8 protein-coding genes are annotated in these 15,618 nt (G+C 32.2%); 1 reads left to right on the forward strand and 7 read right to left on the reverse strand.

The window, feature by feature from the left end; translation table 11 throughout:
• Window positions 1-31: 31 nt before the first annotated feature.
• The 5 genes from ACKGJY_RS09845 to ACKGJY_RS09865 all read right to left on the reverse strand — a co-directional run bounded on the left by ACKGJY_RS09845 (window position 32) and on the right by ACKGJY_RS09865 (window position 11,990).
• A complete protein-coding gene (locus tag ACKGJY_RS09845; protein ID WP_413973711.1) occupies window positions 32-4,879 on the reverse strand; it encodes a choice-of-anchor L domain-containing protein in 4,848 nt (1,615 codons plus the stop codon).
• A gap of 118 nt (window positions 4,880-4,997) precedes the next feature.
• Window positions 4,998-7,457 (reverse strand): T9SS type B sorting domain-containing protein, encoded by a 2,460-nt coding sequence (locus ACKGJY_RS09850; RefSeq protein WP_413973712.1) that lies wholly within the window; start codon window positions 7,455-7,457, stop codon window positions 4,998-5,000.
• A gap of 4 nt (window positions 7,458-7,461) precedes the next feature.
• On the reverse strand, window positions 7,462-10,224 hold the full coding sequence (locus tag ACKGJY_RS09855) for a T9SS type B sorting domain-containing protein (RefSeq protein WP_413973713.1): 2,763 nt from the start codon (window positions 10,222-10,224) through the stop codon (window positions 7,462-7,464).
• 29 nt (window positions 10,225-10,253) lie between these two features.
• Window positions 10,254-11,081 (reverse strand): ABC transporter permease, encoded by an 828-nt coding sequence (locus ACKGJY_RS09860; RefSeq protein ID WP_413973714.1) that lies wholly within the window; start codon window positions 11,079-11,081, stop codon window positions 10,254-10,256.
• Window positions 11,082-11,093: 12 nt separating this feature from the next.
• On the reverse strand, window positions 11,094-11,990 hold the full coding sequence (locus tag ACKGJY_RS09865) for an ABC transporter ATP-binding protein (protein WP_413973715.1): 897 nt from the start codon (window positions 11,988-11,990) through the stop codon (window positions 11,094-11,096).
• A gap of 121 nt (window positions 11,991-12,111) precedes the next feature.
• Between ACKGJY_RS09865 and ACKGJY_RS09870 the strand changes: the two genes are divergently transcribed.
• On the forward strand, window positions 12,112-13,185 hold the full coding sequence (locus tag ACKGJY_RS09870; protein ID WP_413973757.1) for a hypothetical protein: 1,074 nt from the start codon (window positions 12,112-12,114) through the stop codon (window positions 13,183-13,185).
• Here the strand turns inward: ACKGJY_RS09870 and ACKGJY_RS09875 are convergent.
• Window positions 13,182-13,694, reverse strand: a complete 513-nt coding sequence (locus ACKGJY_RS09875) for an IS1096 element passenger TnpR family protein (protein ID WP_413973716.1) — start codon at window positions 13,692-13,694, stop codon at window positions 13,182-13,184. The two genes, ACKGJY_RS09870 and ACKGJY_RS09875, sit on opposite strands and share 4 nt — an antisense overlap.
• Window positions 13,695-13,830: 136 nt before the next feature.
• Window positions 13,831-15,462: a transcription termination factor Rho gene (gene rho / locus ACKGJY_RS09880; protein ID WP_413973717.1), complete on the reverse strand. Its 1,632-nt coding sequence runs from the start codon at window positions 15,460-15,462 to the stop codon at window positions 13,831-13,833.
• Window positions 15,463-15,618: the final 156 nt, after the last annotated feature.

Raw genomic sequence — 15,618 nt, forward strand, 5'->3', positions numbered from 1 at the left:
GAAATATAAAAATTTAGGAGATTTAAAGTCATTATCGCTTTAAAGCGAAATGTCCTCTAATATTAAAACGTTCGCCATCTTGAACAATATCTGCAGAAAACCAATAATCATCTGCGGGCATATTTTCACCATTAAAAGTACCATCCCAACCTAAAGATGTATGAGGTAACATTTTAATAAGTTTACCATGCCTGTTGTATATAAAAACTTGAGTACCTGGTAAATCGTTTACACCTGTAATATGCCAAGTATCAAAAAAGCCATCATTGTTAGGGGTAACAAATTTTGGAATATCATATATAAATACAGTATCAAATGCTGGAGAACATCCGTTTAAATCTAGAATTGTAATTTCATGGCGGCCAATAGATACATTATCAAAAATATTTGATGTTTGTGGTTCGCCATCATCTAAAATAAATCTGTAATCTCCAGTTGCATTAGCCTCTATATTTACAGTTATACTATTAGGATCGGTAAAGTTTACCGTTGTACTTGGGTTTAAAGGAGCTTGTTGAGACTCTATAACAGTAAAATTCTTTATAAACTCACAATCTGTAGTTTTGGTAACAGTAACCCAATACTCACCAATTTGATCAGTACCCATTAAGGTTATTTCTGGAGTAGTTTCTCCAGTGGACCATAAATATCTATCGCCACTAATACCTGTTTCAGCACTTATGGTTAGTGGAAGATTATCTGTACATAAAGCAACAACGTCGTCTATGGGAATAATGGGTAATGGTAAAACTTCGGTAATAAAATCTGTAGTACTATAACAACCTGTATCACCATTTTCTAATCTAACATGGATTATTTCGTTTAGATTTACATCACGTAATACATTTAAGGGATTTGTATCTGCTATTGCATCTTCGTTACTTATATGATATGTAATTTCGTAATTAGTTAAATTTTGTATTCCTAAAATATCACTTTCGGTTTCAGAAAGATTAAATTGTAAAATACCATCAAAATCATCATCACAATACACTAAATCTGCAGGCTTATTAGCTATTGGGTTTTCATTAATTTGTAGAGTAAAGCTACCATAGCCAATACAATTGGTAACTAAATCTTCCATACGTGTATAGATTACATGACTACTAGAGGTGTAATTGAATATATTGTCTAGCGTATCTACGTTATCTTGCGCATCAGTGGGATTATCAAAATAAGTAATTGCTACAGTAGTTAAGTCTTCAACTATAATGTCATCCATAGTTGATAAATCAAATGTATTGGTTTCATTATCACATATTTGTTGAGTACCACTAAATTGTATTGTTGGCAGCGGTATAACTATAAGTTCTAGTGGTAATACAGAAAAGCAAGTTGTAAGTGTATTAGTTACTTTTATGTAAACGGTTTTAGAATCTGAGCTATAAGTGTTTGGATTTGTTATGGCTAAAGCATCATTCTCAACATCTTCTATATTTTCGAAATAATTAACGACAGTTCCTGTTTGTATACGATCGAAATTTTCATATTCGGCATCATCTAAATCAAAAGTTGTAAAACCATCATAGTCATCATCACACAATTCGAAAGGGCTAGCTTCAGAGAGGTTTGGAGCGGCTACTACGGTAATGCCAAAATCTTCAATAACAAAACAATCAGAATCTTGATTATCTATTCTAACATAGAGTTGTTGTGGGTTTAAGGTATTTGTAAACTCTAATGGGACAGCCTCTACATTATCAATAGCGTTTTGTTCGTTAGTGAAGAAATTGATATCTAGGTTAGTTGTTGAGTTTTCAGAAATTTCGTTTATTTTTTCGTTTAAATCAAAAACGCCAATACCATCATTACTAATATCATCACAGATTAAAAAAGAGCCTGGATCAATATAATCAGGATTAGCACCAACTTCAATAATAAAAGATGATGTTGCATTACAAGCGGCATCAGTAGTATTTTCTACACGTACGTATATAGTTTGCGGACTAGATGAGTTTGTGTAAAAGCTAGTTTTATCAATAGGAGAGGTAAACGCAGCATCTTCAAAATAAAATACTTCTTTATTAATTTGACCGTTTAATATTTCGTTATCCCAGTCTACAAATAAAAATTCTGTACGTTCGTCATTATCATCTTCACATAGTTGAAAATTACTTATTGAAGTTATAATAGGTAGTGTGTTTACAATTATTTCTAGATTTGCAATTGCAAAACACTCAGAACCTGTGGTATCTTCTACCCTAACAAAAATATCTTGGGTTTCAGTTTCAAAAGTTGTTCTATCTGTTATGGGATTAGTGTTAGTATTTGCATCTTCTACTGATGTGAAAAAATCTATATTTAAACCAGTTGTACTTGCAACAATTTCTGAAATTTTATCTTCTAGGTTAACAATTGCTATTCCGTCGTCATCAGTATCACAAATTAACCAAGGCGCTGGTTGAGTTATAGGTGGCGCAGGGCGTATTTCTATATCAAAAGAATTAATGGTAAAGCATTGTGTTTCTATATTTTCAACTCTAGCATAAATAGTTTCGGTTGAAGATGTGTTGTTATAAAATGGTGGTAGTTGATTAAAATCAGTTTCAGCATCGGTTTGATTTTCAAAATATGATACCGTAAAATCTGTATTACCACCAGTTATAATCTCGTCATATACAGCTAATTCTATACTAACAATACCATCATCATTATCATCGCAAAATGGAATTGGATCAATTGGGTTAAATACTAACACGGGATTAACAATTAAGCTAATATTTGAGACCTCTGCACAATTACCATTTTCTATACTAATTATTAGGTTTGTTGGGTTTGTTGCGTTATAAATTTGGTTTTTATCCAATGGGTTATTAGTATCAAAATCATTTTGAGTTTCATAAAACGTAACTACAATATCTGGAAGTTCGTTAGCAATATAAGTTTCTACTACAAATAGATTAAAGCCAGATATTCCATCGTTTGAAGGGTCGTCACATAAAGCAAATTCTCCCGTGTCTGTACCTGTTAATAATAAATTTGTATGAATTTCTAAAGGCACTATAGAAGCACAACCTGTCATATTATCTTCTACTCTAACAAAAACGGTTTGTACATCAGGTCTTATGTTTTGGTAATTAGTTTCATTAGCAATTACATTTATACCTTCGTTTGCATCATCAAAATTTTCATGAAATGTTAATACAACTCCAGTAAGGCCTTCTAATATATCATCAATAGCTTCGGTTAAATCAAAAGTATCAATACCGTCTTGGTCAGAATCACATCCATCCAAAGGTACTGGTTCTCTATTTACTATCGGGCTGTTGGTAATATCTACTGTTAGCGTGCTTGTAGTATAGCAACCTGTAGTAAGGTTAATAACCCTAACAAATAAAGATTCTGTGGGTGTATTTGTATTTATATATGGTATAGGTATTGGGTTGTCTCCCGTATCAGCATCTAAAGCATTATAATGATAGGTTACAAATAGGTTTGTATCCCCAGCCGTTATTTCATCATCTTTTACGCTTAAATCTATAGTTGTAAAACCATCGCTAGGGTCATTATCATCATCGCATATGGGTAAATTTGTTGGTTCGGTAATAGTTGGTATTGTATTAACTACAAGACTAAATGTGGTATAACCAACACAACCAGAATCTAAATCGTCAACTCTAACAAAAATGGGTTGAGATAATGATGAATTTTGAATAGGGCTAGTAATAGCATTATTACCAGAACGTGCTTCAGCATCAGACAAGTGATAGCTATATGTGAAATTTGTAAATGCTATAATACTTTCCAGTTCAGCATCTTTAGTTGAGAGATCAAAAGTTTCAGTTTCGTCACCACTCAAATCGTCACAGAGTTGAAAATTTGAAAGAGTGTTTAAGTTTATTTCATTTTCTATTGTAACAACAACTTCATCTTCCTCAATACAACTTGAAGAACCAAGCGGTGTTGTAATTTCTACTCTGTAAGTACCAGGTTGTGATACCTCTAGAGTAGCACTATTTTCATTAATAATAGGTGTTGTACTACCATTTAAAAACCATTGATATGAGGATGAAAAATTTTGTATATCAGCATCAAGAGTTACAGAACTTGCACAGGTTGTTATATCTTCTCCAAGATCTAATATTTTAAAACTATCGCCTTCAATAAATACAGCAGAATCAAATGTTTGATCACTTTGATCTGCAATAACTAATTTAATATGATATTGTACATAAGGTGTAATAGAAGCAGTAGCAGTTAAAACTTCTGTTCTACCATTATAATTAGTATCTCCAATATTATAGCCGTCAAAAAATTCTTCATTTAGAGCAGGACAAACACCAACTATTTCATCACGAACTGTATTAGTGCTTACAGGTGTAGATGTACCTGGTACTATTGCGATATTTTGATAAGGTGCAGTGCTTCCCGCTTCTCTAATTAAAAATGCAAAACCATCAGAAAATTGACAGGGGTTTATACCCGAATATTCTTCGGAAGCTAAAAGGTAATTAAATTGTACTTGATTTGAAATTGAAACAAAATCGAATTCTATTGCTGTGGCATTTAAAAAATTATTATTTCCTAATGCTGTTTCTAAATCTGTGTCTGTTCCCCAAGTCGTTGATCCCTCGCTTAAATCTGTAGTTGTTAAATTATTACCACCAGATTCGGCACGACCTGTAGAAAGCATAATACCATTCTCAAAAGGAAAATTAGAATTACCACGACTAAATTCGCCAAAACTTCTAAAACCATTAGCATCTCCGTTAACTACAGATGTTACGTTTGAAACTTCAACACAGCCATCCACTAAATTATCCTCAATAAGTTGGTTTACAGTAACGTTTCCATTAACGTTAATTTGTTGTGCAGTAAGCGTATATACACTAAAAAAAAGTGTAAATAGTATGAAATTGAAATGTGGGGGCTTTTTCAATGTGTTTAATTTATGATAAAATTACAACTTTTAAAAGATGTAAAGCGTGTTCGAAAGTAAATATTTTTTAGATGAAACGCAAAAATAATCGATAAAAAGCAGTTTTGCAAGTTCATGATTAAATTTTTAGAGTAAAGTGATCCTTAAAAATTTTCCCATTTTGGAGCTTAATATAAAACCAATAATCATCTGCTGGTAATACTTGTCCATTTAGTATGCCATCCCACCCTTTTCCTAAAGGTGAAATTTCTTTTAAAAGTTTACCATACCTATTAAATATCATAATTTTTGTATTGGGTTGAAACATTTCAGAAACACCAAATATTTGCCACGTATCATTTTGTCCATCATTGTTGGGTGTAAAAAACTTTGGGAAACCAATTACGGATACAGCATCATCAATTGTGCCACAATTATTTTCAATATCTGTAACAAATACAGTATAAATACCCGGTTTTACATTTTGAAAAATATTACTGTCTTGGAAAGGCGTTCTTAATTCAGTATCATTATTTAATATACTATATTGGTATAAACCTTCTCCAGAAGCATTTACTGTTATTGTATTATTTTGTGATGTATCAATAACTTCAATAGATCTAATAGTAGCTTCATTTGAAGGATCTACAGTTATAACTCTATCAGCGAAGCAACTAGAGGTAATATTAGTTATTCTTACGGAATAAGTGCCAGCATTATTAATATCTATACTATATGTTGAAGCTCCTGTGGACCAAGAATAGGTAAATTCATTCTCATTGCCATCAATTGGTCCTGCATCAATACTAATTGTTTCAGGAAAAAAATTAGTACAATAGTATTCTAGTGTTTCTTTTTCAATTTGTGGTGGTAAAATTACCATCAAATTTACAGCACTAATACCAAAACAATTATTATTGTTTTCAACGCGTGCATATATAGTTTGTTGTTCTGGTTGGGTGTTAGTATATGTAATATTTAAAATATTTTGTTCTCGTAAGGCGTCTTCATAATTTTCATAATACACTACATCAAGGTTGAGTGAAAGGTTACTAATAATATTTGCGCTAGCATCATTTAAATTAAAAGTAAAAAAACCGTCTTCTATTCCATCATCATCGCACCTTATAATACTAGTGTTAACTACATCTGTTGTACTTATATTTAAGGTTAATTCAGCTTCAGTACTACAACTGGTATCGTCATTTATAACACTAACATAAATTGTTTGTGGATTTGATGTGTTGTTGTAGTTTTCAGGGTTTGGTATTTCATTTATTCTAGCTGCATCAGTATAAAACGTTGTGGAAAGATTAGCAACACCATTTGTTAAAGCAGCGTTAGCTTCATTTAAATTAAAAATAGTAATATCGTCAAAAACACCATCTTCATCACATTGTAGAATATTAGAGTCTATCCTTTCAGGTGCAGGATTAACAATCAAAGTTAAAGTTGCAGTACTCACACAATCAGGATTCATTACATCTTCAATACGAACAAATATATCTTCATTAAATGGTGAATTATTATAATAATTATCAGGTAAAACAGTTGAAGATGTATTTAATTCTGCCCCTAAGGCTGTACTATGATATGTTACCCTTATATCTGATGGGTTTTGGCCATTTAAAATTTCATTAGTCCTACTTGATAATGTAAAAATAGCTCTTCCGTTGGCGTCATCGCCATCAGATAAATCATCACAAATTATATAATTGGAAGGTTCAGTAAAATTTGGACCTAACGTTGCAGAAAGATTAAATTGGGTAAACTCAAAACAACCAGTTGTATTATTAGTAATACGAGCATAAATTGTTTCAGGGTTAGATGTATTTATATATGGGCTAGATAATTGATTTGTTCCTATGTTAGCATCACTTTCTGATGTATGATATGTAACCGTTACGTTAGTTTGTGTACCCAAAATTTTAGTTGTGTTGCTCTCTAAATCAAATGTTGTAAGCCCATCATTAAATGGTGCAGTAATATCACAGCTTTCGAGATCTATTGAATCGCCAGAAGTATCGGCATTGTTTACAGGTGGATCTGAAAATTCGGCACTTCCAGTCCACTCTAGTGTGAAGGCACTTTCTCCAATGGGTCTGTCTATTACAATAAAATAAGTTTCACCTACCAGTGCATCAATAGTGCTTACAAAACTATCACCATCGGCACCAGGGCCTTCAGAAGTATCTACAGATGTAGAATTCATTCCTGTAAAATTACTAGACAATCCTGCTTGAACTGGGTTTGTGGTAGAACAACGAATTGCAGTTCCTATATTACCACACGATACATTGGGCCCAAAAACAAAAAAGTCATAATCTTCGTTTATATTAGTGCTTGCAGGTTTTAAGGTAAACCCTAAAGAACCGTTAGTAATTGTAGTTACTTTTAACCATACACTATTATTTTCTCGTCCAAAGCAGCTATTACTTTCTGATAGTTCTTGTTGTCCGGGGCCATTTACATCTAAATTAATTTCAGAATTCCCACATGCAATTACTGCATCTATACAATCCGTAGGAGATTGGGCTAATAGTAAACTATAGCTTATAAGAGTTAATAATATTGATGTTACTGTTTTAACAGATTTCAACGTGTTAAATTTTAAGAGTGAAATGATCTTTAAAAACTCTTCCGTCCTGAAGTTGGATAGAGAACCAATAATCATCCGCAGGTAATACTTGTCCATTTAATATACCATCCCAACCTTCACCTAAAGGTGATATTTCCTTTACAAGTTTACCGTATCTATTAAATATCAGAATTTTTGTATTTGGTTGAAACATTGCAGAAACGCCAAATATTTGCCATGTATCATTTTGTCCATCATTATTCGGAGTAAAAAATTTAGGAAAACCTATAACCGAAATATTTTCATCAACAGTACCACAGTTGTTTTCTACATCTCTAACAAATACGGTATAAATACCTGGTTTTACGTTTTCAAATGTATTACCGTCTTGAAATGATGTGCTTATTTCATTATTTATGTTAGCTATACTGTATTGATACAAACCTTCTCCCGTAACGTTAATTGTTATTGTATTATTTTGTGTAACATCAATAACTTCTATAGATGTAATAGTAGCTTCATTTGAAGGATCTACAGTAATTACTCTATTAGAGGCGCAACTTGTAATAGCATTGGTTATTGTTACCGTATATCTTCCAACAGTATTAATATCTATACTGTATGTAGTAGCTCCTGTAGACCAATTGTAAGTAAAATCATTTTCATTACCATTAATTGGACCAGCATCAATGCGTATCGTTTCAGGGAAAAAATTAGTACAATAATGTACTAATGCCTCTTCTTCAATTTGAGGTTCTAAATCCACTATTAAATTAACTGTACTAATACCAAAGCAATTATTATCGCTTTCTACACGCGCATAAATATTTTGTATAAATGGTGTTGTGTTAGTGTAAGAGGTATCTAGTGTGTTTTTTTCTGTTAGTGCATCTTCATAAGTTTTATAATATGAAATTGAGACATCATCAGGTAAGCCATTTGTTATTCTATCATTTGCATCAGCTAGATTAAATACATGAAAGCCATCTTCAACACCATCGTCGTCACACTCAGCAATTAAAGTATCAAAAGCATCTGTTATACTAGTGCTTAACGTTAATTCTGCATAAGAGCTACATAAGGTATCAATATTATAAACTTCAACATAAATAACTTGACCACTACTTGAATTGGCGAAATTAGAGGGGGTTTCTATGCGTTCTGTTCTAGCAGCGTCTGTATAAAAACGTACCATTAATTCATTATTGCTACCAGTTAAAGTTGTAGTAGCTTTTTCTAAATTATATACTGTTAAACCATCTGAAAAACCGTCTTCATCACACTGAATTAGTTCTGCGTTTATAACACTAGGGTTTTCTGTAAAACTTACACTAGCTACACCTTCTAATCTGTCTTCACACCGTCCAGTATTAAGATCAATAAGTACAGAATATAAGCCATTTAAACCATTTTCTATATCAAGAAAACTCTCGGTGTTAGTGAGGTTATTTCCATTTCTTGTCCATTCATAAGTAGCACCAGTTAGATTTGGGGCTTCTAATCTAAAAGTATCTCCATCGCATAATTGCAAATCAATACTTGTGGAGTCATTATCGCCTATAATATCTATTTTTTGAGTAAAAAAAGAAGTTATAAATGGAGGTAAACCTTGTGTGGAATTTCTACTTAATGAGATTTTGTTATGCTGATAGTTACAATCTAAACCTCTTGCATTTGGAGCGTTTATAACCGAAAGATTTGGAGAACCAGTAAAGAAAGTTCTGCTCATTGCTCTATAAATTCTACCATCAATACCGAGTTGCAGTCCACCTCTAAAGCCAACACGCTCATCTATAGTAACAGCACTATTAGAAACATCTGTAGCAGTTATATCATATTGTATTAAAGATGTAAACTGCGCATTTGGGTCACTAAACTCAATAGGGTCTGCTGCATCATAATACGCGGTAACATACAATAGTTCATTACTTTGCGAGAATTCTAAACCGTAAGCTGATTGCGGTTTACTTGCTTGAGACGAATTAATTTGTAATGGTGTTTGGTTTGAAACTTGGCCAGTATTAACATCAAAATCATATAAATACAAACCTGAGGTAACATTTGCACAGGCTATTTTGGTACCATCTGGTGAAAATTTTAAGTATCCTCTAGGATCTGTTATATTTAAAGATGGAAACGGAGACACTACAGGAGTTGTATTTATGCCGCTATCAGTTACTTGATAAGCATAAAATGTATCATAAAAAATCTGATTGTTTTCTATTCTATTAGAAGGGCCAAAAGTTATAACCCAAAGTTCTTGAGATTCGCAATCTTTTACTACAGCACTAATTTTTTCAGAACTATCATTGCGTAGGTTTATGTTTTTAGCTGTTGGCACTATATCGCCAAAGCCATTATTTAATCTCATATCTACGATAGAGTAATTAAAACCTAAATCTATAGAATCATTAGGGCCTCTAGTATCCACAGTAAATACGTAAAATAAACTCTCATTATTTGGTTGTGGAATAACTATAGCCGATTGTGTACTTGAAGGATCACCAAATAAACCACCACTGGTTTGGTTTGCATTTGGCATTGTACGGTGTAGCCTATCCCAAACGGTAATACCGTCTGTATAAAATAATAAATTCCCCTCTGTGTCAGAGATTGTGGTGCAGCCTTCAGCTGTACTTAGACTACCATCAGTAAGTTCAGATACTGTACCATCATCATTAAAAGTAATACCTGCGTTTTGACCAAAATACCAATTTGCAGCTTGTTTTTGAGCAAATAGGCTAAAGGTTGTAATACATAATAGTATTAATATGAGGGTGTTTTTCATCTTTTACATAGCAAATGCTATCAAAGATATTATAAATCCCGCTTTTTTAATAATCTATACGACAAAAAGATAAATAGGGCTGTCCAACCTAGAACTATGGCAATTTCATACCAATGCACAGCATAGTCATAAACTAATTCTGCTTTGTTAGGAAACTTTGTCATTGCCACACGCTGAAAAGGCTGGTCTATAAGTTTATACATAGATTCTAAAGGCATAAAGTTTTTAATTCTAAATGCACCATCAGCGGTTCCCACTATTTTGTAAGCTATCCAAAATACCAACCATTCAAAAAGATACAAAACAAATAAAAAAGCTAATGCAAATGCTGACCGTTTTACTAACATACCTAAGAATAAGCATAGACTAAAGAAGCCAACTAATTTTATAAAATATCCAAGCAAATAGTTCATCTCCTGAATAATTATTCCAAATTCATTGTAACTTGAGTAATACAAGCCAATACATAAAGAAATTAATCCTATTAAAATTGTAGATACAAATGAGAAAAATACAATGGTATAAAATTTAGATAGTATAAATTCCTTTTTACTTAAGCCATCTATCAAGTTTTGTTTTAATGTTTTATTACTGTATTCATTACCAATCATACTTACCACTACAATAGCAAAGAAAAATTTAAATTGTGAAGAAAAAAATGTAGTTAAATGCCAAATAATAGGAAAGTTAAACACGCCTAATTCTCCTAATTCTAGAGTAAAAAAACCAAAAACATTTATTTTTAGTGATGATAACAGAATAACAAAAAAAGGTAATACAAAAGATATAAAAATAAGTATTTTACTTGTTTTATTAAGTAGTAACTTTTGTAATTCTAGTTGTAAAAGTCGTAACATGGGTTGTGCGGGTTAGTTATTATCGGTTAGTTGTAAAAACTGTTCTTCAAGGCTTTCTTTACGTTGTACTAAATGTGTTAATACAATGCCATTTTTAAACAATTGCTTGTTAAAATCTTCAGAACTTAATGGTGCATTTAAAAATGCAGTAATTAAATGATCTTCAATTTTTACTTTACCAAACGCAGGATTATTTTCAATAAAATCAAGAAGTGGTTTTTCCGTATTACATTTTAACTCAAAAAAACCATAACTAGAAATCATCTCATCCACACGTCCAGAATATAATTTTTCACCCTTGCGTAATACAACAACATGCGAGCATACTTTTTCAACTTCATCCAATAAATGAGAAGCTAAAAGTATTGTAGTCCCCTTATTTGCAATGTCTTTAATAATTTGGCGTATTTGGTGTATTCCTTGTGGGTCTAGTCCATTTGTAGGTTCATCTAAAATCAATATTTCAGGATCGTTTAGTAGGGCAGAAGCAATAGCTAAGCGTTGTTTCATACCAAGAGAATAGGTGCTAAACTTGCTGTTTTTACGTTCTAGAAGTCCAACAACTTCTAGTTTATCATCAATTTTTGTTATAGCAACATCTTTAATTTTACATACCAGTTTCAAGTTTTGGTAGGCCGTCATATAAGGGTAAAAATTAGGCCTTTCAATAATAGCGCCTACTTTTTTTAGTGCATCATGTGTTGAAATACTACCGTCAAACCACTTAAAGTTACCTGCTGTTTTATTTACCACATTAAGTACAATGCCTAAAGTAGTAGATTTTCCGCTACCATTAGGACCTAAAATGCCGTAAACATTACCTTTATTGATAGTAAAGGATAGGTTTTTTACTGCTGTTAAATATCCAAAGTTTTTGGTGAGGTTGTTTATTGTTAAAATAGGTTCCAAACGCAAAGATTTTATACTGAAATATATTCAGAGATTGATTAGTTATAATGTTAAGACGATGGTACTATAAATTTGTTACATAAATGCTAAGAAAAGCTTAAATTTGAATAATGTTGCACTTATGGATGATTTAAAAATATCAAAACGGAAACCCTCTTATCCTATTTCAGATAAATTAGACCATTATCTTTCTGCATATAGCAGAAACCTTAAGTTGCCAATTTTTTATGAAGATTTACTAAGGTTTCAAGGCGCAATAGAGGTACTAGATGATGATGATCAAGATACACTTTGGGTACGCGTGTACTACAGCGAATTTGATAGAAAAGAAATTGATGCCTCTTTAAAAAAAGTATATACAATTTTACATTCTGATGGTAATGAAGCTATTTTTCCTTTTTTAAGCGTTGATGCTATAGACTACTGTACTTTTGGAAATTCAAAGCCCTTTAGAATAAAGGTTAGAAATGTTTTAAATGATAACTATACCTATTTTTATGTAAAAACCGCTGATGCTTCTAGAATTTACGGATTAGAGTTAGAGCATATGCTATCTCCTTACAATCTTAACTTTTTAGTGAGTAATAATACGCTTATTGAGGAGCATATTGCTGGTATTCCGGGTGATGTTTTTATTAAAAATATATTGCCAAATTGTAACAAAGGTGAAAAAGCACAAATAGCTAAAGAGTTTGTGAAATTTAATGAACGCTGTATGATTAGACTTTTAGGCGATATGCGTTCTTATAATTACGTAATTGTGCCTACGCATGATTTTGATAAGGTGGTTTATAAAGTTAGAGCTATAGATTTTGACCAGCAGTCCTACGAAGGAAAATTTAATATTTATCGCCCACAGTTTTTTAAAGAAAATCTAGAAATGGTAAAAATTGTTTCAGATTCTTTTCAAAAACTATCTATAGAACAGTACAAAATAGAAGAACGTTCTATTTTAGTAAAGCGATTAAAAAGTTATAACTCTCGTATTAATGAGCTTTTAGGTGCTATGGTTAAGGATTCAATTTCAAAAAAGGATCATATAGACTTATTAAAAATTAAAATATTTGAATATACCTATGATGTAAATTTTAAAAAATGTAAGAGTATGGGAGATATTTTAGAAAAAGCACTCGAATTTTTAGTACATAATTACGAAAACGTAAACCCTTTAAATATTAAAAATAAGCGTATTTAGTTCCAGTTCTCGTCAAAATCTAAATTATCATAATTTTCAACGTCTACATCGTCATCAAAAGCATCAAAATCATCAGTTTTGTCTGCTTCAAAAACACGGTCTGGTGCCGTATCCGGTACTTGCCCTTGCACAAACATTAGGTTAGGGTAGTCGTGCCCTTCAACAACTTCTACAATTTCAGCTAGCTCAACATAAAACGTCCACATGCTTAAAAAGTCATACACATAAATTAATTTAGTTTGTACTTCGTGTACCACGTCGCAAATCTCTGTTTCGTTCATTAAACGTGCAGCACCATCATCACTTAAATCAAATAATGATATTTCTTCACCCTGTTCCCATTGGTCATTACTAACATAAAATGATGCCATTTCTGTGCCGTCAAAACCAAACGATTGTGTGATAATGTTGTGTAAATCTTCTAAGGAATCTGTCTCGACAATTTCTAAATCACGAAAAATGTCTTCCTCGGTATCGTTGTCTAAAATAACCCTAAATCTGTAAATCATACTAAATAATTATAGTGTACAAAGATAGATATTTTTGAATCAAATTTAATTTTGAAGTGATAAATGTTACAGCATAAAAAAGCCCCAACATTACTGTTGAGACTTATAGTTAATTTGAGTTAGTCAATTCTTTTAATTATCCATTCATAGAAATTAAAAATTCTTCATTATTTTTAGTTTGTCTAAAACGATCATTAATAAACTCCATTGCTTCTACAGGGTTCATATCTGCTAAATATTTACGCATTACCCACATACGTTGTACAGTGTTAGAGTCTAGCAAAATATCATCACGACGTGTACTAGAAGATGTAAGGTCTATAGCAGGGAAAATACGACGGTTAGATATTTTTCTATCCAATTGCAGCTCCATATTACCAGTACCTTTAAATTCTTCAAAAATAACCTCATCCATTTTAGAGCCAGTTTCAGTAAGTGCAGTAGCAATAATGGTTAAAGAACCACCATTTTCAATATTACGTGCTGCACCAAAGAAACGCTTTGGTTTGTGTAAAGCGTTAGCATCTACACCACCAGATAGTATTTTACCCGATGCAGGTTGCACAGTATTATAAGCTCTTGCCAAACGTGTAATAGAATCTAAAAGAATCACAACATCATGCCCACATTCCACCAAACGTTTTGCTTTTTCTAGTACGATATCGGCAATTTTTACATGCTCATGCGCCTCTTTGTCAAAAGTAGAAGCAACTACTTCTCCACGAACATTACGTTGCATGTCGGTAACTTCTTCAGGGCGTTCATCAATTAATAAAATCATTTGATACACCTCAGGATGGTTTGCAGCTATGGCATTAGCAACATCTTTAAGCAACATTGTTTTACCAGTTTTAGGTTGTGATACAATCATACCACGTTGTCCTTTACCAATAGGCGCAAACAAGTCCATAATTCTAGTAGAAATAGTACTTTGTCTATCTGCTAAATTAAATTTTTCTTCGGGGAATAGAGGCGTTAAATGCTCAAAAGCAACTCGATCTCTCACCACATTTGGGTCTTGTCCGTTAATTTTACTCACTTTTATTAAAGGGAAATATTTTTCGCCTTCTTTTGGTGGGCGTACGTGCCCTAAAACAGTATCCCCTTTTTTAAGACCAAATAGCCTAATCTGTGATTGTGATACATAAATATCATCAGGGGATGATAAGTAGTTGTAGTCAGACGATCTTAAAAAACCATATCCATCTTGCATTACATCTAGTACACCTTCACTCTCAATAATGGCATCAAATTCAAAATCAGGCTCGCGGTAACGGTTTCTATTGTCTTTATTACCATTATTACCTTGGTTTTTATGATTTTTATGCTGGTTATTATTGTCGCGTCTTTGGTTTTGGTTACGCTGTTTATTATCGCGTTGTCCTCTATTTTGGTTGTTATTCGTGTTAGAGGTTTTTTGGTTTCTATCGTTATTAGGTTTGTGCTCTTTTTTATCAGCAACAGGTTTTTCCTGTGGGGTGTTTTTAGAAGGTGTATTATCTTCTTTTTTATTATCCTCCTTTTTAGTGTTCTCCGTTTTAGGTGTTTTTTGTACCCTTTGCCTAGGCTTTTTTTCAGCGGGAGTAGGCTTACTTTCTGCTTTTGGTGCTACGTCTTTAGTAGCGTTAGGGTTAGCTGCTTGGTAATCAAGAATTTGGTATACCAAATCTAACTTTTTCATAGATCGGTACTTTGGGATACTTAATTGTTTTGCAATTTCTTGTAAATCAGTAAGTTTCTTTTCTTTTAATTGTGAAATTTCAAACATAAATGTTTAATTGAATGCTATTATAGTGGATATAAAATTATTTGAGTTTTTCTGAAAAAAAATAGATTTTTTATTCTGAAGAGTTAACAATCTGTACTAGCGACTGTTGAGAATTATTACTGCAATAATACAACTTTATTTTAATTAATACTGTCA

Origin of the sequence: Hyunsoonleella sp. 2307UL5-6, assembly GCF_047345485.1 — a bacterium.
Taxonomy (GTDB): Bacteria; Bacteroidota; Bacteroidia; order Flavobacteriales; family Flavobacteriaceae; genus Jejuia.

Excerpts from the sequence above, each read along its gene's own strand:
- ACKGJY_RS09855 (WP_413973713.1), bottom strand. The coding sequence starts at position 10,224 with ATGAAAAACACCCTCATATTAATACTATTATGTATTACAACCTTTAGC.
- ACKGJY_RS09860 (WP_413973714.1), bottom strand. The coding sequence starts at position 11,081 with ATGTTACGACTTTTACAACTAGAATTACAAAAGTTACTACTTAATAAA.
- ACKGJY_RS09870 (WP_413973757.1), top strand. The coding sequence starts at position 12,112 with ATGGATGATTTAAAAATATCAAAACGGAAACCCTCTTATCCTATTTCA.
- ACKGJY_RS09875 (WP_413973716.1), bottom strand. The coding sequence starts at position 13,694 with ATGATTTACAGATTTAGGGTTATTTTAGACAACGATACCGAGGAAGAC.
- rho (WP_413973717.1), bottom strand. The coding sequence starts at position 15,462 with ATGTTTGAAATTTCACAATTAAAAGAAAAGAAACTTACTGATTTACAA.